The 24,881-nt window shown below is 64.3% G+C and carries 24 protein-coding genes; 13 read left to right on the top strand and 11 right to left on the bottom strand.

Annotated features, from left to right (window positions below):
• The first annotated feature begins 197 nt into the window (after window positions 1-197).
• Together NFH97_RS02535 and NFH97_RS02530 are read left to right on the top strand one after the other, a co-directional pair.
• Window positions 198-452 (top strand): AbrB/MazE/SpoVT family DNA-binding domain-containing protein, encoded by a 255-nt coding sequence (locus tag NFH97_RS02535; protein ID WP_124802450.1) that lies wholly within the window; start codon window positions 198-200, stop codon window positions 450-452.
• Complete coding sequence (locus NFH97_RS02530; RefSeq protein ID WP_349624376.1) at window positions 449-790, top strand: type II toxin-antitoxin system ChpB family toxin; 342 nt, start codon at window positions 449-451, stop codon at window positions 788-790. Before NFH97_RS02535 ends, NFH97_RS02530 begins: the two co-directional genes overlap by 4 nt.
• A 197-nt stretch (window positions 791-987) precedes the next feature.
• Here NFH97_RS02530 and NFH97_RS02525 read toward each other — a convergent pair whose 3' ends face one another.
• From NFH97_RS02525 to NFH97_RS02510, 4 genes are all read right to left on the bottom strand, one after another.
• Complete coding sequence (locus tag NFH97_RS02525; RefSeq protein ID WP_231498501.1) at window positions 988-1,344, bottom strand: DUF4870 family protein; 357 nt, start codon at window positions 1,342-1,344, stop codon at window positions 988-990.
• On the bottom strand, window positions 1,341-2,282 hold the full coding sequence (locus NFH97_RS02520) for a lysophospholipid acyltransferase family protein (RefSeq protein ID WP_045994905.1): 942 nt from the start codon (window positions 2,280-2,282) through the stop codon (window positions 1,341-1,343). The genes NFH97_RS02525 and NFH97_RS02520 overlap by 4 nt, the downstream gene beginning before the upstream one ends.
• Window position 2,283: 1 nt before the next feature.
• Window positions 2,284-2,676, bottom strand: a complete 393-nt coding sequence (locus tag NFH97_RS02515; RefSeq protein WP_045994904.1) for a DUF4870 family protein — start codon at window positions 2,674-2,676, stop codon at window positions 2,284-2,286.
• A 98-nt stretch (window positions 2,677-2,774) separates the two neighbouring features.
• Window positions 2,775-3,161, bottom strand: a complete 387-nt coding sequence (locus tag NFH97_RS02510) for a VOC family protein (RefSeq protein ID WP_349624375.1) — start codon at window positions 3,159-3,161, stop codon at window positions 2,775-2,777.
• A gap of 41 nt (window positions 3,162-3,202) precedes the next feature.
• On the opposite strand from NFH97_RS02510, the gene NFH97_RS02505 reads away from it, so the two are divergent.
• A complete protein-coding gene (locus NFH97_RS02505) occupies window positions 3,203-3,841 on the top strand; it encodes a class I SAM-dependent methyltransferase (RefSeq protein WP_349624374.1) in 639 nt (212 codons plus the stop codon).
• Between the two features lie 198 nt (window positions 3,842-4,039).
• Window positions 4,040-5,530 carry an MFS transporter gene (locus tag NFH97_RS02500; RefSeq protein ID WP_349624373.1) on the top strand — a complete coding sequence of 497 codons (1,491 nt, stop codon included), beginning with the start codon at window positions 4,040-4,042 and terminating at the stop codon, window positions 5,528-5,530.
• A gap of 101 nt (window positions 5,531-5,631) precedes the next feature.
• Here the strand turns inward: NFH97_RS02500 and NFH97_RS02495 are convergent, their stop codons facing one another.
• Both NFH97_RS02495 and NFH97_RS02490 read right to left on the bottom strand, forming a co-directional pair.
• Window positions 5,632-5,784 carry a hypothetical protein gene (locus NFH97_RS02495; protein WP_156088597.1) on the bottom strand — a complete coding sequence of 51 codons (153 nt, stop codon included), beginning with the start codon at window positions 5,782-5,784 and terminating at the stop codon, window positions 5,632-5,634.
• 174 nt (window positions 5,785-5,958) lie between these two features.
• Window positions 5,959-7,293 (bottom strand): replication-associated recombination protein A, encoded by a 1,335-nt coding sequence (locus NFH97_RS02490; protein WP_349624372.1) that lies wholly within the window; start codon window positions 7,291-7,293, stop codon window positions 5,959-5,961.
• A gap of 226 nt (window positions 7,294-7,519) precedes the next feature.
• On the opposite strand from NFH97_RS02490, the gene NFH97_RS02485 reads away from it, so the two are divergent.
• From NFH97_RS02485 to NFH97_RS02470, 4 genes are all read left to right on the top strand, one after another.
• The gene (locus tag NFH97_RS02485) at window positions 7,520-8,062 is read left to right on the top strand and encodes a hemerythrin domain-containing protein (protein WP_045994910.1); all 543 of its coding nucleotides are present in this window, start codon (window positions 7,520-7,522) and stop codon (window positions 8,060-8,062) included.
• 325 nt (window positions 8,063-8,387) lie between these two features.
• Window positions 8,388-9,200 carry a glutamate racemase gene (gene murI / locus NFH97_RS02480; protein WP_045994899.1) on the top strand — a complete coding sequence of 271 codons (813 nt, stop codon included), beginning with the start codon at window positions 8,388-8,390 and terminating at the stop codon, window positions 9,198-9,200.
• A 93-nt stretch (window positions 9,201-9,293) separates the two neighbouring features.
• Window positions 9,294-10,400, top strand: a complete 1,107-nt coding sequence (gene trmA, locus NFH97_RS02475) for a tRNA (uridine(54)-C5)-methyltransferase TrmA (RefSeq protein WP_253555700.1) — start codon at window positions 9,294-9,296, stop codon at window positions 10,398-10,400.
• Window positions 10,401-10,613: 213 nt separating this feature from the next.
• The gene (locus NFH97_RS02470; RefSeq protein WP_045994897.1) at window positions 10,614-15,455 is read left to right on the top strand and encodes an NAD-glutamate dehydrogenase; all 4,842 of its coding nucleotides are present in this window, start codon (window positions 10,614-10,616) and stop codon (window positions 15,453-15,455) included.
• A 208-nt stretch (window positions 15,456-15,663) separates the two neighbouring features.
• On the opposite strand, the gene NFH97_RS02465 is transcribed toward NFH97_RS02470, so the two are convergent.
• Together NFH97_RS02465 and mgtE are read right to left on the bottom strand one after the other, a co-directional pair.
• A complete protein-coding gene (locus tag NFH97_RS02465) occupies window positions 15,664-16,035 on the bottom strand; it encodes a hypothetical protein (protein WP_222515392.1) in 372 nt (123 codons plus the stop codon).
• A 448-nt stretch (window positions 16,036-16,483) separates the two neighbouring features.
• Window positions 16,484-17,836: a magnesium transporter gene (mgtE, locus tag NFH97_RS02460; RefSeq protein ID WP_045994895.1), complete on the bottom strand. Its 1,353-nt coding sequence runs from the start codon at window positions 17,834-17,836 to the stop codon at window positions 16,484-16,486.
• A gap of 101 nt (window positions 17,837-17,937) precedes the next feature.
• On the opposite strand from mgtE, the gene NFH97_RS02455 reads away from it, so the two are divergent.
• The gene (locus NFH97_RS02455) at window positions 17,938-18,228 is read left to right on the top strand and encodes an encapsulin-associated ferritin-like protein (RefSeq protein ID WP_045994894.1); all 291 of its coding nucleotides are present in this window, start codon (window positions 17,938-17,940) and stop codon (window positions 18,226-18,228) included.
• A gap of 128 nt (window positions 18,229-18,356) precedes the next feature.
• Entirely contained in the window at window positions 18,357-19,373 is a 1,017-nt protein-coding gene (locus tag NFH97_RS02450; RefSeq protein ID WP_045994909.1) for a quinone-dependent dihydroorotate dehydrogenase, read from the top strand.
• 81 nt (window positions 19,374-19,454) lie between these two features.
• Here NFH97_RS02450 and rmf read toward each other — a convergent pair whose 3' ends face one another.
• Window positions 19,455-19,661 (bottom strand): ribosome modulation factor, encoded by a 207-nt coding sequence (gene rmf, locus NFH97_RS02445; RefSeq protein ID WP_045994893.1) that lies wholly within the window; start codon window positions 19,659-19,661, stop codon window positions 19,455-19,457.
• 296 nt (window positions 19,662-19,957) lie between these two features.
• Here rmf and rlmKL point away from each other — a divergent pair, with 296 nt between their 5' ends.
• On the top strand, window positions 19,958-22,258 hold the full coding sequence (gene rlmKL, locus NFH97_RS02440; protein ID WP_349624371.1) for a bifunctional 23S rRNA (guanine(2069)-N(7))-methyltransferase RlmK/23S rRNA (guanine(2445)-N(2))-methyltransferase RlmL: 2,301 nt from the start codon (window positions 19,958-19,960) through the stop codon (window positions 22,256-22,258).
• Window positions 22,258-22,617, top strand: a complete 360-nt coding sequence (locus NFH97_RS02435) for a glutaredoxin family protein (protein WP_240184286.1) — start codon at window positions 22,258-22,260, stop codon at window positions 22,615-22,617. The genes rlmKL and NFH97_RS02435 overlap by 1 nt, the downstream gene beginning before the upstream one ends.
• A gap of 91 nt (window positions 22,618-22,708) precedes the next feature.
• Here NFH97_RS02435 and NFH97_RS02430 read toward each other — a convergent pair whose 3' ends face one another.
• Both NFH97_RS02430 and NFH97_RS02425 read right to left on the bottom strand, forming a co-directional pair.
• The gene (locus tag NFH97_RS02430) at window positions 22,709-23,059 is read right to left on the bottom strand and encodes a hypothetical protein (protein ID WP_045994891.1); all 351 of its coding nucleotides are present in this window, start codon (window positions 23,057-23,059) and stop codon (window positions 22,709-22,711) included.
• Window positions 23,060-23,061: 2 nt separating this feature from the next.
• Window positions 23,062-23,343: a hypothetical protein gene (locus tag NFH97_RS02425; protein WP_045994908.1), complete on the bottom strand. Its 282-nt coding sequence runs from the start codon at window positions 23,341-23,343 to the stop codon at window positions 23,062-23,064.
• Between the two features lie 186 nt (window positions 23,344-23,529).
• On the opposite strand from NFH97_RS02425, the gene pdxB reads away from it, so the two are divergent.
• A complete protein-coding gene (gene pdxB / locus NFH97_RS02420; protein WP_124802436.1) occupies window positions 23,530-24,714 on the top strand; it encodes a 4-phosphoerythronate dehydrogenase PdxB in 1,185 nt (394 codons plus the stop codon).
• The last annotated feature ends 167 nt before the right edge of the window (window positions 24,715-24,881 follow it).

The following is a 24,881-nucleotide window of genomic DNA, read 5'->3' as shown; positions in this document are numbered from 1 at the left end:
ATTGGCCGAGACAAAAGTTGCAATAGATGTCATTCGAGTGCATTTGAGGGTTTGTGCTAATTCGGGTTCCGTGTCGCCGATTAGCGACGGCGTTGGGGTGGGCAGGTTACTGAGCGGTAACAGGCGAAGTTGATGCACGAGCTTGCGGTCGAGGCAGCGCGTATCTACTGTGTAGATACGTACAGGAGGGGAGTGATATGGAACTCAAGATTCAGAAGTGGGGCAATAGTGCCGCCATCAGGTTGCCAGTTGAATTGCTTCGACAGCTGGGCCTCAGCGATGGGGATTTGCTGGAAGTCGAGGAAACTTCCCACAGGTTGGTGTTGAAGCCTGTGGCGTCAAAGCCAAAGTATTCCCTGGAGGAATTGCTGGCACGCTGTGATCCCGAGGCTCCCGAGCCTGAAGACCTGGCAGCCTGGCAGGAAATGGCCCCGGTAGGGCGTGAAGAATGAAGCGTAACAAATATAGCCGTGGCGATATTGTGCGAGTTCCCCTCAATCCGACCGAAGGACGCGAGCAGCGAGGTGATTTTCGCCCTGCGCTAGTGTTGACGCCAATAGCTTTCAATCATTTTGGTACGGTGGTCGTGGCACCCATCACCCAAGGTGGCAACTTCGCGCGCCACGCAGGCTTTGCGGTACCTCTGAGCGGGACCCGTACGCAGGGGGTAGTGCTGGTCAATCAGATCAGGACTGTCGATCTTGAAGCGCGCGGAGCGCGCAGAGTCGAGTCTGCCCCGGATCACGTCGTCGATGATGCTTTAGCGCGTGTTCGTACGTTATTTGAATAGGCCGTGGTCGCAAATTCTTAGGCGCTGTCCGAAAAGTCGACGAGCGAAGGTTAGACAAGGCAAAAATCGGTGAGAAAGCGCAGTTTACGGGGTGTAAATGAGCATTTTGACCGGGCTGGCGCACCAGCCGATTTTTAACGCCGTATTACCGAGCGCAGGCACTTTTCAGACAAGCCCTAGTGCTGGCATTGCCGCGCCTACCACAGCCAGCTGGATGGTCTGGGCGGCGGCAGGCGCTGGTGCAGGGCACGCCAGCCGACGATGCAGCGGATCACGAACCAGGCGGTGACCAGCAGTGGGGGCAGTGCCAGGCCGATGATCAGCACCGACAGTACCACCGCGGCGACCATGTAGAGCAGGCCGATCCAGAAGGTGCTGATCAGAAACTGGTAGTGGGCACGCAGCCAGGGGGCGGCGTCGGTGCGATAGACGTAGGCGACGACCAGCGCGATCAACAGTGTCACGAATCCGCTCACCAGCCCTGCCAGGTAGAGCAGATAGAGGACGTGGCCGACGCGAGTCTCCGGCGGCGGTGACACTGACGCTGTCGTCACTTCATGTTCCTCGAGCTGTAGAGGCGGTAACGGCGGAAGTCGGGATCGCCACGTTGTTCTTCCAGGGTCTTGGTGTAGCGCTTGTATTCCCACTGGTACTGGGCCGGGTCGAGTGCGATCACCGCCTCGATGCTGGCATTGACCCCGCTGCAGGAGATGGTCTCGTCTTCATCGTAGACGCGCTCGTCGGCGGCCAGGAAGTACAGCGCGAAGCCCCGCCCGGGACGGCGCAGAGCGACGCCGGTCACGACCCTTGCATTGGTGCGCGACACCAGCTTGGGCAACAGGGTGGCGGTGTAGGCGGGGCGCTCGAAGAAGGGCGCGAAAACGCCGCTGCCCCAGCTGGGTTCCTGATCGGGCAGGATGCCGACGGCCTCGGATCGCTTGAGCGCCTTGAGCAGCGCCGCCACGCCTCGGGGGTTGGTCGGCACCAGGCTGGCGCCGCAGCGCTCGCGCCCGGCGCGGATGATCGGGTCCAGCGGTGCCAGCTTGGGCGGCTCGTACATGGCGGTGAAGGGGAAGTGGCTCGACAGCCAGAAGTTCAGCACCTCCCAGTTGCCGAAGTGAGGCGCCAGGATGATCACGCCCTTGCCCTCGGCGCGGGCATCATCCAGCAGTTCGCGGCCATGTACCTCGACGATGCTGTCGGCCACTCGGTCGGGGTCGCCCTGCCAGGCAAAGCCGAGTTCCAGCATGGTGGCGGTGGAATGCTTGAGGCTTTCGCGCCCCAGGGTGGCGCGACGGGCCTCGGTAAGGTCGGGATAGACCACTTCCAGGTTGAGCCTGGTCACCGCGCGTTCGCGCTTGAGCAGGGGGTAGGCCACATTGACCAGGGCGACGCTGAGTCGCCACAGGGTCGTCGGTGACAGACGTGACAGTATCCGCCACAGGCGTGATATCGCGGTAGCCTGGAGTCGCTGTTGCCAGGGGACGTTCATATCAGATCAACCAACTTTCCACATTGTCCGGAGCGCGCTTTTCCTGCAGTGCCTTGAAGCCTTTGACGCAGCGCACGATCAACCACACCGCCAGGGCCAGCAGCAGCGGCAGGCCGATCACGATCAAGGTCAGGATCGAGGCCACGATGCCGTAGAGCAGGCCTATCCAGAAGGTACGGATCTGGTAGCGATAGTGCTCGTCTAGCCACTCGGGGCCCTTGCCACGGTAGACGTAGGCGATGATCACCCCTATCACCGCGGTGAAGCCGGTGACCAGGTTGGCCAGCAGCAGCGCGTAGCCCACCAGCGACATGGTGGTGTCGGCGGGGGGCGTGTCGCCAGGTGAGGGAGGCTCGACAGTGGGTCGTTGAGGCGTAAGGTCGTGTTGGCTCATCCATGGTCCCTTGGGTGCATGTCATACGGCCCCGTTATCATACCCAGCCTGTGCCGCATTGCCATGACAGGCGAAGCGGCCCGCAGGGACGACCGACGTTACTCCAGTTTGAGCGGACGGCTGATCTCCAGCAGGTTGCCGTCCGGGTCGCGAAGATACAGCGACTCGATCTTGCCGGTGGCACCCTGACGTTCCACGGGGCCCAGTTCCACCTCGACCGACAGGGCATCGAGGTGAGCCTTCACCTCACCTAGCGGCAGATGGCTCTTGAAACAGACGTCGAGGCTGCCTGGGGTAGGGGTGGCGGCCCTGGGGGTCACGTCGGTGGCGGTCCAGTGCAGGCGCAGGGCCAGCTCGCCGAGCATCAGGTCGACCCGCTCGGTATCGCGATAGCGGACGTCCAGGCCCAGAACGCGGGTGTAGAAGTCCACGGCGCGGGAAATATCGGTCACGGTGATGACCAGGTGATCTAGACCTGACAGCATGCCTCTCTCCACAAATGATCCAAGTCCCAGAGAATACGACGATGCCAAGCTGTCCGCTATGCGCAAACCCGACGACGCACCACTTTCATGCGGACGGGCGCCGCGACTATTTTCGCTGCTCGGTATGTGACCTGGTGGCGGTGCCTCCCGAGCAGCGCCTGGGACCGCAGGCCGAGAAGGCGGTCTACGATCAGCACGACAACCGCCCGGATGATCCCGGCTATCGTCGTTTTCTGGGTCGTCTGTTTGATCCCCTGAGCGAGCGTCTGTCGCCGGGTGCCGAGGGGCTCGATTTCGGTGCGGGGCCCGGTCCGACGCTGTCGCTGATGTTCGAGGAGGCGGGGTTTCCCACTCGGATCCATGATCCCTACTACCATCCCGCGCCGGAGAACCTGAAGCGGTATTACGATTTCATCACCGCCACCGAGGTGGTCGAGCACCTGTTCGCGCCCGGCCCGGTGCTGTTTGCGCTGGCCCGACAACTGCGACCCGGTGGCTGGCTGGGGCTGATGACCAAGCGCACGCCGGAGGACTTTGCCCGCTGGCACTATATTCGTGATCCCACCCATGTGGTGTTCTTCAGCGAGACGAGCTTTCGCTGGTTGGGCGAGGCACTTGGCATGAGTGTCGACTTCCCCGCGGCCGATGTGGTTCTGATGCGCCGTGACACGAGTCACTGAGGCCAAATTTATGCTTGGCCAACAATGCGTTACAGATGCATGGGTGACACCCTTCGAAAGACATTGACAGGCGCGAAAAGGGGGGTATATTCGCCGCCCAAGAGTCGTCGATACGCACCGCGACGGACGGACTCGAAACATCAACACCCACCCGCCGCCGCCGTCCGCGTCGTCCGCATCGCTGGAGCCCGACTCCTCATGTCTCCCCAACTCCTGGCCATGGCCCTGCCCCCCGTTCTGGGGCTATTCATTCTGGGCATCGGCAACGGTTTTCTGTCTTCGCTTATCACCCTGCGCCTGGACGCCGCCGGTGAATCGCCGGTGGTCATCGGCTGGGTCTCCGGCGCCTACTTCATCGGTCTTGGCCTGGGTGCCCTGTTCAACGACCGGCTGCTGCTCGCCATCGGCCATATTCGTGCCTACGGCAGCTTCGCCTCGCTGGTGGCGGTGACGGTGTTGCTGCAGGGGCTGATCCTGGATCCGGTGGCCTGGTTCGGCCTGCGTCTGATCGGTGGCTGGGCCACGGTCGGGGTCTTCCTGGTGATCGAGAGCTGGCTGCTGGCCTCCGGAGACTCCAAGGTGCGCGGGCGTCTGCTGGCGCTGTACATGATCGCCCTGTACGGCTCAGGTGTGCTCGGTCAGCTGCTGTTGGGCATCACCCAGGATATGGGCGAAACGGCCCCCTTTATGGTCATCGGTGCCCTGGCCTCGCTGTCGGTGCTGCCGATGGCGATGATTCCGCGGGTCACGCCACTGCTCGACAAGGTCGAGCCGCTGTCGCCGCTGCGCCTGATGATCCTCACCCCCACCGGGGTGGTGGGGGCCTTCGGTTCCGGCATGCTGGCGGCCGCGGTGTACGCCCTGATGCCGCTGTATCTGCAGCGTACCGGCTTTGATCTGGCCGAAGTCGGCCAGCTGATGGCGATAACGGTACTCGGCGCCATGCTGCTGCAGTATCCGGTGGGCCGCTGGTCGGATCGTCACGACCGCCAGCTGGTGCTGATCCTGATCGGTCTGTTCTGCCTGGCCATCTCGCTGGCGGTGCTGCTGCTGCCGTTGCCGAGCTGGGGGCTAGCCGCGCTGCTGTTCCTGCTGGGCGGTGGCGTCTTCTCGTTGTATCCGGTATCGGTCAGCCACTCGGCGGACCGTGCCCCCGCCGGCGCCCTGGTGCCCATGAGTCAGGGCCTTTTGCTGATCAGCGCGCTTGGCTCCTCGGTCAGTCCGCCGCTGGTCAGCCCGGTGATGGCGGCGCTTGGCGATACCGCCCTGTTCATGGCCTTCGGCGCCCTCGGTGGCGCCCTGGTGCTGTTCTTCGCCTGGCGTCGCCTGGTGCGTCCGGCGCCGGTGCCGGTGGTGCCGTTCTCCCCGGCGACGCCGTTGTCGTCGGTGGGTGCGGAATTCGTGGTCACCGACGAGTGGGTGGCGGGCGCCAAGGAGCACGAGCATATGGAAGACCTGTCCGACGTGGTGCCGGACGTGGACGTGGCCGAGCCCATGGTGGGGCCGCCAGCGGAGGAAGGTCAGTACGTGCCTTATTTCGATGAGGACGGCTACCACGATGGCGTGCTCGAGGTGAACCATCACGAGTCTGATGAAGACGCCGCCGCTATCGAGCCAACGCCCGTCGAACCCGGCTGGGAGCAGGAGTCGCCGTCGGCGGCTGAGCCGGGCGAGGCACCCAAGGGCTGATCAACGTGGCCGGCGAACTTGTCCCTTTGGGTCGCCGTGGGCGGCCCAGAGCAGGCAAGAGGCGCCGGCCTGAGCGGTCAACATGTGGCAGACAGTGGGCCTCAGTTCGGTCCGAACAGCAGCTTGAACAGCGCACGACGTACCGCGGGTGTCGCCTGCTGGCGGGCGTAGGCCAGCAGCACGTCGTGATGGTTGGGGTGACGGGCGTTCTGTACCAGGATCTGACGAGCTTGCTGTAGCTGGGTGGCCGACATGACAGTCCCTCCGGAGCATCGGGTGCCCACCATGGGCACTGAAGGCCTGTGTAGTCGCGATGTCGGCTCGCTCCTTACGATGCGTGGTTGTGCTGCAGCGGCCTATTTCCTTCCCACGTCGAAGACAGATGGTTTTTCTCAAGTGGTATCTGAGCTGCCACCTCCGCTGTTATCTCATCCGCCATCCGCGGCCTCATCGAGTTGTGCCCGCCAGGCCATGATACGCGCGAAACGTTCTTCCTGGCCATGATCGGTGGGGTGGTAGAAGCGCTCGGTCGGCACTGCCTCGGGCCAGCAGTCGTGGGCCGACCCCGCCGGGTAGCCGTTGGGCTCGGCGTGGGCGTAGCGGTAGCCTTCGCCGTGGCCCAGGGAGGCCATCAGCTTGGTCGGTGCGTTGCGCAGGTAGGTCGGCACCTCCAGGCTCGGCTGGGCCGCGACAAAGGCCTGCGCCTTCTTCCAGGCCTGGTCGATGGCGTTGCTCTTGGGCGCCACCGCCAGGTGGATGGCGGCGTGGGCGATGGCGCGCTGGCCTTCGTAGTCGCCCAGACGCAGGTAGGCATCCCAGGCCGACATGACCAGTGGCAGGCAACGCGGGTCGGCGTTGCCGACGTCCTCCGAGGCGATGGCCGCCAGGCGACGGATGACGTCCAGCGGATCGCCACCGCCCTGGATAAAGCGGGCCATGTACAGAAGGGCGGCGTCGGGGCGCGATGAGCGTACCGACTTGTGCAGCGCCGACAGCAGGTCGTAGTAGTGATCGCCCTGCTTGTCGAAGGCGCTGGCGGTGTGGCCGATGACGTCCTCGAGCGCCTCGCGGGGCAGACGCTCGGCACCGCCTTCAGCCTGGGTGAAGTCGCAGGCGGTCTCCAGAAGGCCCAGGGCGCGCCGGGCGTCGCCGGCCGAGGCGCGCGCCAGTATCGCCAGCACCTCGTCGTCGACGCGGATGTCGCGGTGACCAAGGCCGCGCTCGGGGTCGGCCAGGGCGCGGCGCATGACCTCGATCAGCGCGGCCTCGTCCAGCGCCTTGAGCACATGGACACGGGCCCGGGACAACAGCGCCGAATTGACCTCGAAGGAGGGGTTCTCGGTGGTGGCGCCGATCAGCGTCAGAAGGCCTGACTCGACGTGGGGCAGCAGGGCGTCCTGCTGACTCTTGTTGAGGCGGTGGATCTCGTCGAGAAACAATACCGTGGTCTGTCCCTGGCCCTGGGCCACCCGGGCGCGCTCCACCACCTCGCGAATGTCCTTGACCCCGGCCATGACCGCCGACAAGCGCTCCAGCCGTGCGCTGGAGGCGCTGGCGAGGATATCGGCCAGGGTCGTCTTGCCGACGCCGGGTGGCCCCCACAGGATCATCGAGCGTACCTGGCCGGCTTCTACCATGCGCCGCAATGGTTTGCCTGGCCCCACCAGCGACGGCTGGCCCACGTAGTCGTCCAGGGACCTCGGGCGCATGCGCCAGGCCAGGGGCGCGGCGTCTTCCTGGTGGGCCTGTTCGAACATGTCCATCGACGACTCCTGAGAAGAATGAATTGAGCGCCAGACGTCAACGCTCAGGCGGTCTGTAGGAAATCAACCCTTCTGAATGTGGCAATTTTCGTCGGGCAAAAACTCGATTATGCGTCTAGGGTGATACATTCCGGTTCCCGCACGATCCGGAACCTGACCCGAGAAGGCCAGTCTAAGCTAGGGTGCCTTCAGCTCATGCTGACCACAGGAGGTTTCCGTCATGCCCATGCTAAAGCAACTGCGACGGGATCATGCCAACATGGCGCGCATACTGCACGTCCTGCAACTCAAGCAAAAGACCCTCGCGCAGGGAGAGCGGCCCAACTTCCAGCTCGTCAGGGAGGTGGTTGACTATATTCTCGACTACATGGCGGGTTTCACCCTGCCCCTGGAGCAGATCTGTACCGACCGTCTCAAGGAGCTGGCCCCCGAAAGCGAGGCAGTGGCCGAGCAGCTGTCCGGCGACTACCGCAAGCTCAAGGCCCGGCTGACGCGCCTGTCCCGTGACATCGACATGATCCTGATGGATGTCGCCATCCCCATGGACCAGTTTGCCGATGACCTCAAGCAGTACCTGGACAGCCACCGTGCTTACCTGCGCCAAGAGCGTGAGGAACTCTTCCCGCTGATCAGCGAGCACTTCTCGGACGAAGATCTCGATCGCCTGGCCCACGCCCTGCCGGAGAACGCCACCGCCGAACTTGAGCGACTCCAGGCGGCCTACCCTGAACTCTATGCCGAGCTACGCGAGGAGCCGGTACCCGCCTGATCGGTTTTTCCCTCGTTCGTTCCTTGCTTCTCGAGCATCACGTCGTCGGCCCGAACTCCGGTTCGGGCCGCATGACGTCTGCGCTCACCTCGGCGCGCTGGCGTATCCGTGGGCGCCCTTGCTGCGCTTATGCAGGTCCGCCAATGTCGGGTAGAATGGCGCCCATGTTGATTCAGGTGCCGTTTCCCTTGCTCAGCCTCTTGCCCCTCCTCCTTCCCCGTCTCCGGTCGGCCTCGATGGCGGCCCGATCCGATCGTGGGGGATATTTCCCCGCCGTCCGGCAGTGGCGGTGGGCATGGGCTTTGCCCGTCAGGGAGGAGGCTTGATGGCCGGACCTGTGCTGGTGTTCGACTCCGGCGTGGGCGGGCTTTCCGTGGTGGCGGCGCTCAGACGCCATCTGCCCGATACGGCGCTTGCCTACTGCTGCGACAACGCCATGCTGCCCTACGGTACGCGGCCGGACCCTTGGTTGGTCGAGCGGATCGTCGCGGTGTGCGAGGCGGCGGTGAATCGTACCGGTGCCGATACCCTGGTGGTGGCCTGCAATACCGCCAGCACCCTGGCACTGGAGGCCTTGCGCGAGCGCCTGGACGTGCCGGTGGTGGGCACGGTGCCGGCGATCAAGCCGGCCGCCCAGGCCAGTCGCAGTGGGCATCTGGCACTGCTGGCCACCAGCGCAACGGTCGCCCGGCCCTACACCCAGCGGCTGATCGACAGCTATGCGCCGCACTGCCAGGTCGAGAAGGTGGCCGCCGACGCGCTGGTGGCCGAGGCGGAGCGCGCCATCCAGGGGCACGCTATCGATCCTGCGGTGGTTCGCCAGGCGCTGGCAGCGCTTGTGGAGGATGCCCGTATCGATACGGTGGTGCTGGGCTGTACCCACTTTCCCTTGCTGCGTCGCTGGCTCGACGAGGCCATGCCGCGGGCCGTCACCTGGGTAGACTCCGGCGACGCCATTGCCCGACGGACGGCCCAGGTGGCGGTGGGCCCGGACGCCCGACAGGGCCTCGATGCGGCCTGGGTCACGAGTCTATTGCGGGATTCGTCAGGTGCGACGGACGCCTCGGAAAGGCTGACGCGAGGGCTTGCGTCCTTCGGCTTTGCGGCCCCTTGTCTGCTGGACGTGCCCAGCGCTTGACCCATCTCTTGTACACCGTTCGGCACCGGCGCTGACCACGCCGTCATCGCCCACGTCATTTGTTTATTGTTCATCGTTTTTCCAGGAGTTTCCGTGGCCATACCCGTCGTTGAACCCGAACGCTATGCCGAACAGCTCGCCGCCAAGCGTGATCGCCTGGTCGAGCAGTTTGCGCGGTTTTCTCCGCCCGAACTCGAGGTGTATCCGTCACCGCCGAGCCACTACCGGCAACGCTGCGAGTTTCGCGTCTGGCACGAGGGCGACGATCTCTACTATGTGATGTTCGAGGTCAATCCCGAGGACCCCGACGACAAGCGACTGGTACGCATGGACCAGTTCGCGGTGGCCAGCGAACGCATCAATGCCTTGATGCCGGCGCTGCTCGACGCCATCCGTGACAACCCGGTGATGCGGCGCAAGCTGTTTCAGGTGGAGTTTCTGACCACCCTGGCGGGTGAGACGTTGATCAGCCTGATCTACCACCGCCCGCTGGAAGAAGACTGGGAGCGGGATGCCCGGGAACTCGAGCGCGAGCTTGGGGTGATGATCATCGGCCGCTCACGCAAGCAGCGGCTGGTGCTGACCCGTGATCACGTGTGGGAACGTCTCGAGGTGGACGGACAGGTACTGCACTACCAGCAGGTGGAAAACAGCTTTACCCAGCCCAACGCGCGCATCTGCGCCTCCATGCTGTCCTGGGCACGGGAGGTGACCGCCGGCAGCCAGCAGCAGGACCTGGTCGAGCTCTACTGCGGCAACGGCAACTTCACCATCGCCCTGGCAGAGAATTTTCGCCGGGTTCTGGCCACCGAGATCTCGCGCACCTCGGTGGCCAGCGCCAGGGTCAATCTCGAGGCCAACGCGGTGACCAATGCCTTTGTCGCGCGGATGTCTGCCGAAGACTTCTCTTCTGCGCTCAAAGGGGAGAAAACAGGCCGGCGAGTGGACGAGATGTGCCTGGGTGACTATGACTTCTCCACAGTGCTGGTAGACCCACCGCGGGCCGGTCTGGACGCCGACAGCTGTGATCAACTGAGTGAATACCCGCGTATCGTCTATATTTCATGCAATCCGGACACCCTGGCCGTCAATCTCGAACAGCTCACCAGGACGCACCGCATCGTTCGTTTCGCTCTGTTTGACCAGTTCCCCTTCACCCATCACTGTGAGTGCGGGGTCTTGCTGGAACGGCGCTCCTGAGGCGCCAACGAGCCTAACGCAAGCGTGCTGTCAAGGGGGGATGCGTAACCGTCATGCTCCATGAGAAGGCGGGCATCTGGATGGGGGTGGGGTGGGGATTGGCGTAAGCTTGCCGAATGCGCCGGGAGCGCCGGATGCGTAGCGCCGCGCAGCACGCTCGTCACTACCTTTACACAGGCCACAGTGAAGTGGCCGCCGCCAACCGAGGTGAGGATGTTACACGTCGCACAGGATGACAGTCGCGAGGATCTGCTCAAGCAACTCGAGGAAAAGCTGGAAGGACGCCTCGATCAGGAAAAGGCCGGTCTGGTGGGTGACTTCGCTCGCCATTTCTACTCCACGGTGCCGCTGGAGGATCTCAGCGAGCGGCGCCTGGATGATCTGTACGGCGCCACCCTGTCGGTGTGGCACTTCCTGCAGCAGTTCGATCCGGCCTCACCCAAGGTCAAGGTCATGAACCCTGACTTCGAGGAGCACGGCTGGCAGTCGACCCACACCTTTGTCGCGGTGCTGCACGAAGACATGCCGTTTCTGGTCGACTCGGTGCGCATCGAGCTCAACCGTCGTGGCATGACCGTCCACGCCATCCACAATTCGGTCCTGTCGGTCGCTCGTGACAAGCAGCACCGGGTCGAGCGTGTGTCGTCTCCGGGTGAAAAGGACGCCCCCGAGCATCGTGAGTCGCTGATCGCCATCGAGGTGGATCGTCACTCCGACCCCGAGGAGCTGTCGGCCATCGAGCAGAGCATCCACGAGGTGCTGAAGGAAGTGCGCACGGCGGTGGCGGACTTCGATCCGATGCGCGCGCGCATCCGCGAGACCATCGACGAGCTCAAGAATTGCTGCCCGGGCCCGATCGACAAGGCCGATCACGACGAGGCGGTGGCCTTCCTCGAATGGATGCTGGAAGACAACTTCACCTTCCTCGGTTATGACGAGTTCACCGTCGACAAGGACAACGGTGGCCAGAGCCTCAATCAGGTCGACGGCAGCGAGCTCGGTCTGTTCCGTCTGTCCGATGCCCAGTATCGCCAGCGTATCCGCACCGACCAGGGGGTCGAGGGCGATCGCTACGTGCTGGTGCCGCAGCTTCTGTCATTCGCCAAGAGTGCCTTCCACGCCCGCGTCCACCGTCCCACCTATCCGGATTACGTGACTATCGATCGCTATGACGACAAGGGCAACGTCATCGGCGAGCGTCGCTTCCTGGGGCTGTTCACCGCTGGGGTCTACAACGACTCGCCGCGTCATATTCCGATCCTGAGGCGCAAGCTCAAGACGGTGATGGATATCGCCGGCTTCAACCCCAAGGGCCACAACGGCAAGCAGCTGACCCAGATCCTCGAGGTCTATCCCCGCGACGACCTGTTCCAGATCGACACAGACGAGCTGGCCCAGACGGCGCTGGGTATCCTCGATATCCGTGAACGTCGCCGGGTGCGGCTGTTCATCCGCGAGGATCGCTTCGGTCGCTTCTATTCGTGCCTGGTATTCGTGCCGCGCGACGTGTTCTCGACCGAGCTTCGTCTGCGTCTGCAGAACCTGCTGTGCGAGGAACTCGACGCCACCTTCGGCGACTTCAACACCTACCTGTCCGAATCGGTGCTGGCGCGGATCCAGTTCATCCTGCGCTTCAACGGCGACACGCCGACCGACTACGACATCAAGGCGCTGGAAGAGAAGCTGGCGCGGCTCGCCCGCAACTGGCGCGATGATCTGCTTAATGCCGCCATCGAAGGCTTCGGCGAGGAACACGCCAACCAGCTGCTGGATCGCTTCCGCGACGCCTTCCAGGCCAGCTACCAGGAAGACTTCAGTGCCCGCACCGCGGTCTACGACCTGCAGCACATCGGCGAGCTGGACAACGGCAAGCCGCTGGCGCTGTCGCTGTACCGACTGATCGAGGAAGAGGGCAGCGGCGTCAACCTCAAGCTGTTCCACAAGCGCAAGCCGATTCCGCTGTCCGACGTGCTGCCGATGATGGAAAACCTGGGGCTCAGGGTCATCGGTGAACGCCCCTACGAGGTCGAGGCGGTGGACGAGAGCTACTGGATCCACGACTTCGATCTGGAGCATCACACCGACACCGAGGTCAACCTGCAGGAGATGCGCAAGCCGTTCATCGAGGCCTTCCAGCGCATCTGGGCCGGCGAGGCGGACAACGACCGCTTCAACCGTCTGATCATCGGCGCCAACCTCGACTGGCGTGAAGTGGCGATGCTGCGCTCCTACGCGCGTTATCTGAAGCAGATCCGCTTCGGCATCTCCCAGAACTTCATCGCCAATGCACTGGTGGCCCACCCGCAGATCACCCGCGAGCTGGTGACCCTGTTCGAGCTGCGCTTCGATCCCGAGGATCGTCCCGCCGAGGGTGAGATCGAGGCCTGCGTCGAGCGCATCAATGGCCTGCTCGACGACGTCGCCAGCCTCAACGACGACCGGCTGCTGCGTCGTTACGTGGAGCTGATCCAGGCGACCCTGCGCACCAACTACTATCAGAAGACCGAAGACGGCGGCTTCAAGGACTACCTGTCGTTCAAGCTGGAACCGTCCAAGGTCACCGGCATGCCCAAGCCGCGCCCGATGTTCGAGATCTTCGTCTGCTCGCCGCGGGTCGAGGGTGTTCACCTGCGCGGTGGCAAGGTCGCCCGTGGCGGCCTGCGCTGGTCGGATCGCCACGAGGACTTCCGTACCGAGGTGCTCGGGCTGGTCAAGGCGCAGCAGGTCAAGAACTCGGTGATCGTGCCGGTGGGGGCCAAGGGCGGCTTCGTGTGCAAGCGCATGCCGGAAGGTGCCGATCGCGAGACCACCCAGAAGGAAGGCATCGCCTGCTACCAGACCTTCATCCGCGCGCTGCTGGACGTGACCGACAATCTGGTCGGTGGCGAGGTCGTCGAGCCGAAGAACGTGGTACGCCACGACGAGGCGGACCCCTACCTGGTGGTGGCGGCCGACAAGGGCACCGCCACCTTCTCCGACATCGCCAACGAGATTTCCATCGAGTATGGCCACTGGCTGGGTGACGCCTTTGCTTCCGGCGGCGCCAACGGCTACGACCACAAGAAGATGGGCATCACCGCCAAGGGCGCCTGGGAGTCGGTCAAACGTCACTTCCGTGGCCTCGGCATCAATACCCAGTCCGACGAGTTCAGCGTGGTCGGTATCGGTGACATGGCCGGTGACGTCTTCGGCAACGGCATGCTGCTGTCCGAGACCATTCGCCTGGTCGGTGCCTTCAACCATATGCACATCTTCGTCGATCCGACGCCGGATGCGGCCAGCACCTTCAAGGAGCGCAAGCGCCTGTTCGAGATGCCGCGCTCCAGCTGGGAAGACTATGACACCTCGTTGATCTCCGAAGGCGGCGGTGTCTTCTCCCGTGCGGCCAAGTCGATCAAGATCACGCCGCAGATGAAGGAGGTCTTCGGCATCAGCGAAGACAAGCTGCCGCCCAATGAGCTGATCCAGGCGATGCTGCGCTCGAAGGTCGACCTGATCTGGAACGGCGGCATCGGCACCTACGTCAAGGCCAGCACCGAGACCGACGCCGAGGTCGGCGACAAGGCCAACGACGTGCTGCGCATCGACGGCAAGGAACTGAACTGCCGAGTGGTAGGCGAGGGCGGCAACCTTGGCCTGACCCAGCGCGGGCGCATGGAGGCGGCGGCGCGTGGTGTGCGCGTCAACACCGACTTCATCGACAACGCTGGCGGGGTCAACTGCTCCGACCATGAGGTCAACATCAAGATCCTGATCGATGAGGTGGTGGCCAACGGTGACATGACCGACAAGCAGCGCAATCAGCTGCTGGCGGACATGACCGAGGAAGTCAGCGAGCTGGTGCTGACCGACAACTATCGTCAGACCCTGGCGCTGGATCTGTCCGAGCGGCTGTCCCACCAGGGGATCGGGCCCTATCGCCGCTTTATCAGCGAACTGGAAGCGGCCGGTCAGATCGATCGCGAACTCGAGTTCCTGCCCTCCGACGAGGAGCTCCAGGAGCGTTCCGCCAATGACCAGGGCATGGTGTTGCCGGAGCTGTCGGTGCTGATCTCCTACGCCAAGAGCACGCTCAAGGGCGACCTGATCGCCTCCGACGTGCCCGACGACGAGATCATCGCCCAGCACGCCACCCGGGCCTTCCCCCAGAGCCTGGTGGAGCGCTACCGCGACCAGGTCCTGAGCCACCGCCTGAAGCGCGAAATCGTGGCGACCCAGCTGGCCAACGATCTGGTCGACCACATGGGCATCGTGTTCACCCGCCGGCTGATCGACTCCACCGGCATGGGGCGTGCGGACATCGCGCGGGCCTACGTCATCGCCCGTGACAGCTTCCAGCTGCCCAAGCTGTGGGAGCAGATCGAAGCGCTCGACAATCAGGTCTCGACCGATATCCAGTACGGAATGATGCTCGACCTGATGCGCATGATTCGCCGCGCTTCACGCTGGTTCCTGCGCCATCGTTCGGGCCAGGCTGCCGGTGACTGCATCGAGTACTACCAGCCGCGTATTGCCCAGCTGCAGGAGAATATCGGCAAGCGTCTGCGTGGCGAGGAACTCGAGGCCTGGCAGGCCCGCCGTGACGAACTCGTCGACGCCGGGGTGCCCGAGGCGCTGGCCTCCACCGTGGCCGCGGCCGATAGCCTGTACGCGGCGCTGGGCATCATCCAGACCGCCCGCCAGGTCAACGAGAAGCCGCAGAAGGTGGCCGAGGTCTGCTACGAGATCGGCGCCCGTCTGGAGCTGCCGTGGATGATCCAGCAGGTTACCGCCTTGCCGGTGAAGGATAGCTGGCAGGCCCAGGCGCGGGAGACCTTCCGCGACGACATCGAGCGTCAGCAGATGGCGTTGACCGCCAGCGTGATGAAGATGGAGAGCGGCGCCCGCGATACCGCCGGACGTGTCGATCAGTGGCTCAAGCACCACGAGTCCATGCACAAGCGCTGGTGCCGCCTGATCAACGAGGTCGACAGTGGCGCCCAGGGCGGCTTCCCGCTGTTTGCCGTGGCGGTGCGTGAGCTGGTGGATCTGGCCGAGAGCAACAGCGAGGTCTAGACCCCGGGTCAGTGAGTCGACCACTAGAGGACGCCCACGGGCGTCCTCGTCGTAGCCAACACCGATCGAGTGAATCCGTGACGTTGGTTCACACAAGGTGGCGGTTCACACCAGGTGGCGGTTCACACAATGCAAGAAGGGCGCCCCTGGGGGCGCCCTTCTTGCGTCTGGCCTTCGTATGCCTTGTCGGCAACCAACGGACCGAGGCTTAGCGGCAGCTGATGCTCCAGATCGCCTTGAAGCCTTCGCTATCGTCGTTCAGCGCCGCCAGGTTGGTGTCTTCGTTGACGGTGCCGCCTTCGACCATGGCCTCGGCGCGCTCACGCTTTTCCGGGCTGGTGTTGGGGCCAAGCACCTGTTGCTCTTCGATGATGAATTCGTCGCGATCCTGGGCCTCGCACTGCTCCAGTGCGCGCTCCTTGGCCTCTTCCAGGGCTTCCTGGCGATCGTCGCCGAGCCCGGTGACGATGTAGTCGGTGCTCTCTTTCTCCATCGAGGCGCTGTCGCTGGCGCAGCCGGCAAGGCCGAGGGCGGCAATGGCGCCGAGGGCAAGCATCATGGGGCGAGTCTTGATCATCATGCGGTCTCTCCTTTTCCGTCTCGGGGATCCCTGTTTCCAGCAGGGATGGGCGCTTGTCACCCGCGCCTTGCTGACCATGCTAACGAATCAGCACAGCAGCACAAGAGTAGCGTACCGGCGACGGGGGGTGTCGCAGACAGGAGACGGCCGGCAAGGGACGGCGAACAAGAGCCGGTAGATAAGTGACAGCAGATGAGGGGGCGCACGAAGCGGGAGGCAAGAGTCGGTAGACAAGAGCCGGTAGATAAGCGACAGCAGATGAGGGGGCGCACGGAGCGGGAGGCAAGAGTCGGTAGACAAGAGCCGGTAGATAAGCGACAGCAGACGAGGGGCGTACCAAGCGGGAGGCAGGAATCGGTAGATAGGCGACGAGGTGGCGGGACCACCGATCGGCCATCAGTGCCCGTGGGGCAGTGATGGCCGGTCGATGAATCCGCTCAGCGAAGCGCTACAGCAGGAAGATCGTCGCCAGGCCGAGGAAGGACATGAAGCCGATCACGTCGGTGACGGTGGTCAGAATGACCGAGCCGGACAGCGCTGGATCGATGTTCATGCGCTTGAGCACGAGGGGAATCACGATGCCGCAGACCCCGGCGGCCAGCATGTTGATGACCAGGGCGGCGGCGATGATCACGCCGATCGCCACGCTCTTGAACCAGAGCACCGCCAGCACCGCCACCACCAGTGCCCAGACGATACCGTTGAGCAGGGCAATGCCGACCTCCTTGCGCAGCAGCCAGTTGCTGTTGGTCTTGCTGATCTGGCCAAGGGCGAGGCCGCGAATGGCCAGGGTCAGGGTCTGGCTGCCGGCGATGCCGCCCATGCTGGCGACGATCGGCATCAGTACCGCCAGCGCCACCACCTTCTCCAGGGCATCCTCGAACTGACCGATGACCCAGGCGGCGAGAAAGGCGGTCAGCAGGTTGATGCCGAGCCATACCGCACGACGCTTGGCGCTGGGCAAAACCGGCGCGAACAGGTCTTCCTCCTCGTCGAGGCCGGCCATGTTCATCAGCGCCTGTTCGGAGTTCTCCTGGATGACGTCGACGATATCGTCGATGACGATACGGCCGATCAACATGCCGTCGTTGTCCACCACCGGGGCCGACGTCAGGTCGTGGGTCTGGAACAGGGTGGCCACGTCGCGGGACTTCATGTCGCCCTGGATGACGTCGACGTCGGCGTCCATCAGCTCCGCCACCGAGGTCTCCTGATCATGGGAAACCAGCCGGGCCAGCGGCAGCACGCCGACGAAGTGGCCGATGCGGTCCACCACCATCAGGTTGTCGGTGTTGTCCGGGATCGACTCCTTCCAGCGCAGGAAGCGTTGCACTGTCTCGAGGGTGACGTCGGAGCGCACCCCGATGGCGTCGGTGCGCATCAGGCGCCCGGCGCTGTCTTCCTCGAACGACAGGGTCTCCTGCAGACGAGTGCGCTGCATCTCGTCCATGGTGCGCAGCATGTCCTCGGCCACCTGCTTGGGCAGGTCCTCGAACAGCTCTGCCAGGTCGGCGGTGTCCAGGCTTGCCGTGGCGGCGACGATCTCCTCGGGGTCCATGTCCTCGAGCAGGGTGCTGCGCACCTCGTCATGGACGTGCAGCAGGACCTCGCCGTCGTCCTCCGCCGGTACCTGTTCCCATAGCCTGATGCGCTCGCTCAGCGGCAGCGATTCGAGCAGCAGGGCGACCTCGGCGGGTTCGAGATCCTCCAGGGCCTCGGAGACCTCCTGGGGGTTCTCGTCTTCCAGGGCCAGGTGGATGCGCGACAGCTGGCTTTCAAACGTCTCGGTCACTTCTGTCATGGGCCCTCCCGGCATATGTCGCTGACTGACAAGACAACGATCGTGTCCTACGTTGATGGAGTTAGTAGAACACAACTATTTACAAAGAAAAGGAGTGGCGAATGGCTGGATCGAGCGAGGGCTACCACGAACCGGTGGAAGAGTTGACGGCGCAGACCCGGGATTACCATCGCGCCATCGTGTCGTTGATGGAGGAACTGGAGGCAGTCGACTGGTACAACCAGCGAGTTGACGCCTGTCAGGACGAAGATCTACGCAAGATCCTCGAACATAACCGTGATGAGGAAAAGGAGCACGCGGCCATGACCCTGGAGTGGCTGCGCCGCAAGGATCCCGCCATGGACAAGTATCTACGCGAGTTTCTGTTTACCGAAGGGGACATTGGACACTGACGACCTGGGATGAAAGCCCGTTTGGGCAAAACGGCTGAGGTCTGATTCAGGAAGTCGTCGTGGCGTCGCGGCTGCGCTATACTCGCGCCCGGCCGCGCGCCCTCGTCCTTTTTCGCCTCGGAGACGCCATGTACGATCTCGCCCGCTCCCTGTTGTTTCGCCTGGATCCCGAACGGGCCCACGGCCTGTCCTTGACGTCGCTGGACTGGGCGGCGCGCGTGAAGGCGACGCGGTTGCTGGCAGGTGCCCGCGTGGACGATCCGGTCAACGTGATGGGCTTGAGCTTCCCCAACCGTATCGGCCTGGCGGCGGGGCTCGACAAGAACGCCGATCACCTCGACGCCCTGGGGGCGCTGGGCTTCGGCTTCGTCGAGGTCGGCACCGTGACCCCCAGGGCCCAGTCCGGCAACCCCAAGCCCCGGCTGTTCCGCCTGCCCGAGCGTGGCGCCATCATCAATCGCATGGGGTTCAACAACCTCGGCGTGGATCACCTGGTGGAGCAGGTAAAGGCCAGCCGCTACCGCGGGGTGATCGGCATCAATATCGGCAAGAACCTGACCACCTCGGTGGAGGACGCCGGTGACGACTACCTTTACTGCCTGGAGCGGGTTCACGCTCACGCCGACTACGTGGCGGTCAATATCTCGTCACCGAATACTCCGGGGCTACGCAACCTGCAGTTCGGCGACCACCTCGATGAGTTGCTCGGACGCCTGCGCTCGACAGGCACTCGCCTCGATGAACAGAGTGGGCGTCGTGTGCCGCTGGCGGTAAAGATCGCCCCGGACATGGACGAGGAAGAGGTCGTTCTGGTGGCGCGGGCGCTGGCGGACAATGGCATCGACGCGGTGATCGCCACCAACACCACGGTATCCCGTGAAGCGGTGCAAGGGCTTGCGCACGCCGATGAGCAGGGCGGACTGTCGGGTTGCCCGGTGTTCGATGCCTCCAACCTTGTGATCGAGCGGCTGCGCCAGGCGTTGCCCGACATGCCGATCATCGGCGTCGGCGGCGTCGACAGTGGCCAGGCGGCGGTGGCCAAGCGTCAGGCAGGGGCGGATCTGGTGCAGGTGTATTCGGGCTTTATCTACCGCGGACCGGGGCTGGTCCGGGAGTGCGCCAGGGCGCTGGCGTCGGCGCGCTGAAAGGGCGGGCAGCAAAAAGCCCATGGCGTCTTTTGCCATGGGCTTGGCGGGTCTTTCCTTTACCTCGACAGTACTGCGTTATCAGAGCACCATGGGGTTCTTGTGAATGCCGGACACTCCCGTCATGCCCGACCACTGGTCCCCACGACCTTCACGCCAACCGCTCATCCAGTATTCCCGTAGATTGATGTCCTGGCTGGGGCAGTCATCGCGGGATCTACCCGAGAGACCGGCCTTGTAGCCATGTACATAGGCACGCTGGAAGCGATCACGTTTCTGTCGTTTCATGGGTCTACCTCGTGACAAAGGTACCAATCTGACCTGCCCCTGCGGGAAATTCGGGGGATGCAAGCGGCAGGCCCGTGATGCCCAAGCCCTGCGATGTGCAGGCTCTCCCGAGTCGCACGAAATGAAGGCTTGTTGACAGGGACACATGTGTCGTATCTCGTAGCTACCATTCCATTGATAGCGTAAGCCGCTCGGCATTGTCGACTGTTGTTTTGTAACAACCTGTTCACCTTGTCGTCATGAAATGGTTAACCGAATAATGGCTTTCGCAGTCATCATTAATGTAGGAGAAGCAAGTGCCTGAGAAGCTTGACCTTCTGGCAACCTGTCCGCGGGGCATCGAACAACTGTTAGCCGACGAGCTAGTCACATTCGGCTTGACACCGGGCAAGACCACCGTGGCAGGCGTGAACGCCGAGGGCGATCTCGAGGGTGCCTACCGGGCCTGTCTGTGGTCGCGCCTGGCCAACAGGGTCATCCTGTGTCTGTCGCGGACGGAAGGCGTCGAAACGCCGGATGCCTTGCACGATGCCGCCGCCGCCGTCGACTGGCAGCGCCATCTGCCTGCCGGTGCCAGCATTGCGGTGGACTTTCATGGTCGCAGTGACGAGATTCGACACACCCGCTTCGGCGCCCAGACGGTCAAGGATGGCGTGGTCGACCGTCTTGGTGCGGCCGGCCAGGCGCGTCCCGATGTCGACGTCCGTAATCCCGACGTTCGCCTCTATGCCCACCTGCACCGTGGCCGCTTGACGCTGGGCATCGACCTGTCCGGCGACAGCCTGCACCGGCGCGGCTATCGTCGCGATACCGGCCACGCCCCGCTCAAGGAAAACCTGGCGGCGGCGCTGCTGGTGCGCGCCGGCTGGCCGGAGTTGGCCAAGCAGGGCGCGCCGCTGGTTGACCCCATGTGTGGCTCGGGCACGCTGTTGATCGAAGCTGCGCTGATGGCCGCCGACATGGCGCCCAACCTGAATCGGGAGCGCTTCGGCTTTGCCCGCTGGGCCGGCCACGACCCGGCGCTGTGGCGCGAGGTCCTGCGCGAGGCCGAGGCCCGGGCGAGCATCGGACGAAAACGCGCGCGCTCGGTGATCTTTGGCTTCGACCAGAGCCCGCCGGCGCTGTCGGCGGCCAAGACCAACGCCATGCGCGCCGGCATCCCGGCGCTGATCCACCTCGATGGCGCCAGCGTGCATCGCCTGGCGCGGCCGCGGGTGCTCGACCCCGAGCTTGCGGGGCTGGTGATCAGCAACCCGCCTTACGGCGAGCGTATCGGCGAGCTGCCGGAGCTGGTGCGGCTCTATTCGGACCTGGGCGAGCGGCTCAAGGCCGACTTCGGTGGCTGGCGCCTGGCGCTGTTCACCGGCAATCCGGACCTTGGCCACCGTCTCGGCATGCGTGCCCACAAGCAGTACGCGCTGAGAAACGGCCCGCTCGAGGCCAAGCTGTTGCTGATCGATATCGCACGCCGCGATGGCCAGAACCAGAACCAGGATCAGAACCAGGATCGGAGCCAGGGTCGCCGCCATGACGCTGAGGCAACGTCGGCGGTCGACGGCCAGGCTAGCCCGGCCACTCGGGCAAGCCTGGAGGCGGCGTCCTCCGATACCCAGGCAACATCCACGGCACCTCGTAGCGAGGGCGCCCAGATGTTTGCCAACCGTCTGGAAAAGAACCAGAAGAAGCTGCGCAAGTGGCTCAAGCGCAGCGGCGAGAGCTGCTATCGGCTGTATGACGCCGACATGCCCGAGTATGCCCTGGCCATCGATGTCTACGGCGATCACGTCCACGTCCAGGAGTACGCCGCGCCCAAGTCCATCGATCCGTCCCAGGCCCAGCGGCGTCTGTTCGATGCCCTCGGGGTGATTCCCGAGGTGCTGGAAGTGGACCCCGGCAAGGTGGTGATCAAGCGGCGCAAGCGTCAGCAGGGCAAGTCTCAGTACGAGAAGCAGGGTCGCAGCGGCCAGCGCTTCCAGGTCACCGAAGGTCGCGCGACGCTATGGGTCAACCTGCGTGACTATCTGGACACCGGGCTGTTTCTCGATCATCGCCCGGTGCGCCGTATGCTCGGCGAGATGGCTGCCGGCAAGCGCTTTCTCAACCTGTTCTGCTACACCGCCACGGCCACGGTGCAGGCAGCGCTCGGCAGCGAGGCCGAGGGCGGCGCCAGTGACAGTGTCAGCATCGACATGTCCAACACCTACCTGGAGTGGGCGCGGGACAATTTCGCGCTCAACCGGCTCGACCCGTCGCGCCACCGGGTGGTGCGCGACGACTGCCTGCGCTGGCTGGAGACCGCAGGCGGCGAGTTCGACCTGATCTTCATGGACCCGCCGACCTTCTCCAACTCCAAGAAGATGGAAGACACCCTGGATGTCCAGCGGGACCACCCGCGCCTGGTGCGCCTGGCCATGGCTCGGCTGGCGCCGGGCGGTACCCTGGTGTTCTCCAACAACCAGCGGCGCTTTCAGATGGATGACGAGCTTGCCGTCGACTTCGAGGTCAAGGACATCTCGCGTCAGACCTTCGACCCTGACTTCAGCCGCCGGCCGGACCTGCACCACTGCTTCCTCATCCGCCATCGGCAGGCGTCGTGATGGTACTGACGCTCTACACCACCCTGGGCTGCCATCTGTGCGAGCAGATGGAAGCCCTGGTGCGTGCCCTTGCCCGGGTGGAGTTCACCATCGAGCGTATCGAGATCAGCGAAGACGACACCCTGCTTCGCCGTTACGGCGAAAGGATCCCGGTGCTGATCGACGCTGAACGTCCCGATGACGTCCTGGAGGGGCGGGTGGAGCCGGATGCCGTCATGCGCTGGCTGGCGACACGCGGGTGGTTGAGCGAGCAAGTGGTCGCTGTGCAAGCCGAAGCGGACTCGGCGAGCCAGGGGAGGGAGGCTCCCGCAGTAACAGCGTCCCGGGTGAAGGGACGCCGCGTCTTCGGCAAGCTCTGAGCGGGTGCCGGGATGGCTGTAGGATGACTGTAACAAGGGCTATGGCGAGAGCGCCCGTAGTGGTGGCCTCGTCGCCATGGCGGCCACCGCGTTAGCGGCGGGTCGCCAGGGCAGCGGCCAGCTCTCGCTGGTAGGCCTCGAGATGTGAGGTCGGCTCCTCGTCAAGACGCCCAAGTGCCACCGCCAGTTCGAAGAAGCCAGGGCCCGGCAGTTGGGGTGCCTGGCGGCTGACCACCAGGGCGGCGATCAGCGGTCGTTCGGCCGCGACATCCTCGCGCATGGTGATTTCCAGGGCTTCGGCCACCCGGCGGATGGTGCGTGGCGGGGTGAGCCCTAGAGCCTCGGCGGCCTGCTGGTAGGTGATCGGCAGGGCGCTGTCGGGCAGGCTCTCCAGCAGGGCACGCAGTCGGGGAGCCAGGCTGGCAGGGGAGGTGTCCGCCATGCTCAGTGCTCGTCCAGCAGTGACAGTTGCCCCATGGCTTCACGGCCTTCCGGGCTATGGTCGTCGGCTTCCAGGACCTTGGTGAAACCTCGCGATCCGAGGATGGTCTTCTCGTCTTCCAGCCACATCATTGCCTGACCGTAGTCATCGGCCAGCTGATGCTTGAGCCCGCCGAACTGGGTTCCGATCTGGCCCCAGGCACGGCTGAAGATCCAGTCGCCGAACATGTCCTGGTGCACGTGCACGAGGACATAGTCATGGTCGGTTTCCCAGCGGACGATCACGGCGACTCCCGTCATATCACTTGGTGGCTACGGAGGGCGGGCGCCGGCTCCGTTTCTGGAAACGCTGATAAAGCCTTTGCAGTGTTTCCATTATGGTTATCATGGGCATTGTAAGCCCTTGAGGCTAATCCACAAATAGCCCGGTTGCATGACCGGGAGCCCGATACCTGCGACCCGGGGAACCCCATGAAGATTCTTGTCGATGCCAACGTGCCCGCCGCCGATGCCTGCTTTGCGCCGCTTGGCCAGGTCAGCCGCCGGCCGGGGCGCGAGATCGACGCCGACAGCCTGGCCGATGTGGATGCCCTGGTGATTCGCTCGATCACGCGTCTCGACGCCGATTTGATCGAGGCCACCAAGGCCAAGGGCTCGCCGCTGTCTTTTGTCGGCAGTTGCACCATTGGCACCGACCATGTCGACCAGGCCGCCCTGGCGCGCCATGCCATCACCTTCGCCAGCGCCCCGGGCTGCAATGCCGAGCCGGTGGTGGACTACGTGCTGTCGGCGTTGATGCTGGCCTGCGAGCGTCGTGGCCAGTCGCTGCTCGAGCGTCGCGTGGGGATCGTCGGTGTCGGTAATGTGGGCGGCCGGCTGGCGACCCGTCTGGCCGCCATGGGCATCGAGCACCGGCTGTGCGACCCGCCAAGGGCCGAGAGGGAAGCCAGCAGCAGAGCCGGTGACGAGAACGGCCAGGACTTTGTCGAGCTGGACGCCCTGATCGACAGCTGCGACGTGCTGTGCCTGCATACCCCGCTGGTGCGCGAGGGATGCCACGCTACTCGCCACCTGCTCGACGCCCGGCGCATCGAGGAGCTGCTGCCCGGTACGCTGCTGCTCAATGCCGGACGTGGCGACTGCGTCGACGGTCAGGCGCTGAGCCGACGCCTGGCTCGCGGTGATGACCTCACCGCACTGCTCGACGTGTGGGAGGAAGAGCCCTCCATCGACCAGGTACTGGCGCACCAGGTCGCCCTGGCCACGCCCCATATCGCGGGGCATAGCCTGGACGGCAAGCTGCGCGGTACCCATCAGATCCATCAGGCGCTGGTGGCCCACCTGGGGCTGGGGGAAAGGGTTTCCCTCGCGGAGCTGCTGCCCGCTCCCGCGTTGTCACGCCTGGTGCTCGATGGCGGCCTGTCGCCGGAGGAGGCGCTGGCGCTTTGCATGCGGGCGGTGTATGACCCGCGGCGCGATCATGATCGACTGCTGCGAGCCATGGCCGTCGATGACCCGGGCAAGGGCTTTGATCAGTGTCGGGCGAGTTATCCGCTGCGTCGTGAGTTTTCGACCCTGACGCTGGAGCTTGTCGGCCAGGCGCAGGAGCTGGCGCCCCTGCTGTCCGGGGCCGGCTTTCAAGTGGACTGCCGCTGACTCAGACGGCACCGCTGACACAGACGGCACCGCCGTCCAAGTGGTCTTTCCCGACCAGCTACATGGACACCCCAAGGGCCCGACGCCATGCGCCGGGCCCTTGTCTGTTGGGGCGGACATCCTCTACTGCGACTTCCATCGCGCGGCTGAGTCTTGGCGTCGCGGCC

Origin of the sequence: Halomonas sp. SCS19 (genome assembly GCF_040147015.1) — a bacterium.
GTDB lineage: Bacteria > Pseudomonadota > Gammaproteobacteria > Pseudomonadales > Halomonadaceae > Halomonas > Halomonas litopenaei.
Note: the sequence above shows the minus strand (reverse complement) of the source record. Positions and strands in the feature narration are given on the sequence as shown.

Coding starts and splice junctions, on each gene's coding strand:
- NFH97_RS02500 (WP_349624373.1), top strand. CDS start 4,040: ATGTCTCCCCAACTCCTGGCCATGGCCCTGCCCCCCGTTCTGGGGCTA.
- rmf (WP_045994893.1), bottom strand. CDS start 19,661: ATGAAACGACAGAAACGTGATCGCTTCCAGCGTGCCTATGTACATGGC.
- NFH97_RS02515 (WP_045994904.1), bottom strand. CDS start 2,676: ATGAGCCAACACGACCTTACGCCTCAACGACCCACTGTCGAGCCTCCC.
- pdxB (WP_124802436.1), top strand. CDS start 23,530: ATGAAGATTCTTGTCGATGCCAACGTGCCCGCCGCCGATGCCTGCTTT.
- NFH97_RS02495 (WP_156088597.1), bottom strand. CDS start 5,784: ATGTCGGCCACCCAGCTACAGCAAGCTCGTCAGATCCTGGTACAGAAC.
- NFH97_RS02505 (WP_349624374.1), top strand. CDS start 3,203: ATGCCAAGCTGTCCGCTATGCGCAAACCCGACGACGCACCACTTTCAT.
- NFH97_RS02535 (WP_124802450.1), top strand. CDS start 198: ATGGAACTCAAGATTCAGAAGTGGGGCAATAGTGCCGCCATCAGGTTG.
- murI (WP_045994899.1), top strand. CDS start 8,388: ATGGCCGGACCTGTGCTGGTGTTCGACTCCGGCGTGGGCGGGCTTTCC.
- NFH97_RS02510 (WP_349624375.1), bottom strand. CDS start 3,161: ATGCTGTCAGGTCTAGATCACCTGGTCATCACCGTGACCGATATTTCC.
- NFH97_RS02530 (WP_349624376.1), top strand. CDS start 449: ATGAAGCGTAACAAATATAGCCGTGGCGATATTGTGCGAGTTCCCCTC.
- NFH97_RS02450 (WP_045994909.1), top strand. CDS start 18,357: ATGTACGATCTCGCCCGCTCCCTGTTGTTTCGCCTGGATCCCGAACGG.
- NFH97_RS02465 (WP_222515392.1), bottom strand. CDS start 16,035: ATGATGATCAAGACTCGCCCCATGATGCTTGCCCTCGGCGCCATTGCC.
- NFH97_RS02485 (WP_045994910.1), top strand. CDS start 7,520: ATGCTAAAGCAACTGCGACGGGATCATGCCAACATGGCGCGCATACTG.
- NFH97_RS02455 (WP_045994894.1), top strand. CDS start 17,938: ATGGCTGGATCGAGCGAGGGCTACCACGAACCGGTGGAAGAGTTGACG.
- NFH97_RS02490 (WP_349624372.1), bottom strand. CDS start 7,293: ATGGACATGTTCGAACAGGCCCACCAGGAAGACGCCGCGCCCCTGGCC.
- NFH97_RS02435 (WP_240184286.1), top strand. CDS start 22,258: ATGGTACTGACGCTCTACACCACCCTGGGCTGCCATCTGTGCGAGCAG.
- NFH97_RS02430 (WP_045994891.1), bottom strand. CDS start 23,059: ATGGCGGACACCTCCCCTGCCAGCCTGGCTCCCCGACTGCGTGCCCTG.
- mgtE (WP_045994895.1), bottom strand. CDS start 17,836: ATGACAGAAGTGACCGAGACGTTTGAAAGCCAGCTGTCGCGCATCCAC.
- NFH97_RS02520 (WP_045994905.1), bottom strand. CDS start 2,282: ATGAACGTCCCCTGGCAACAGCGACTCCAGGCTACCGCGATATCACGC.
- NFH97_RS02470 (WP_045994897.1), top strand. CDS start 10,614: ATGTTACACGTCGCACAGGATGACAGTCGCGAGGATCTGCTCAAGCAA.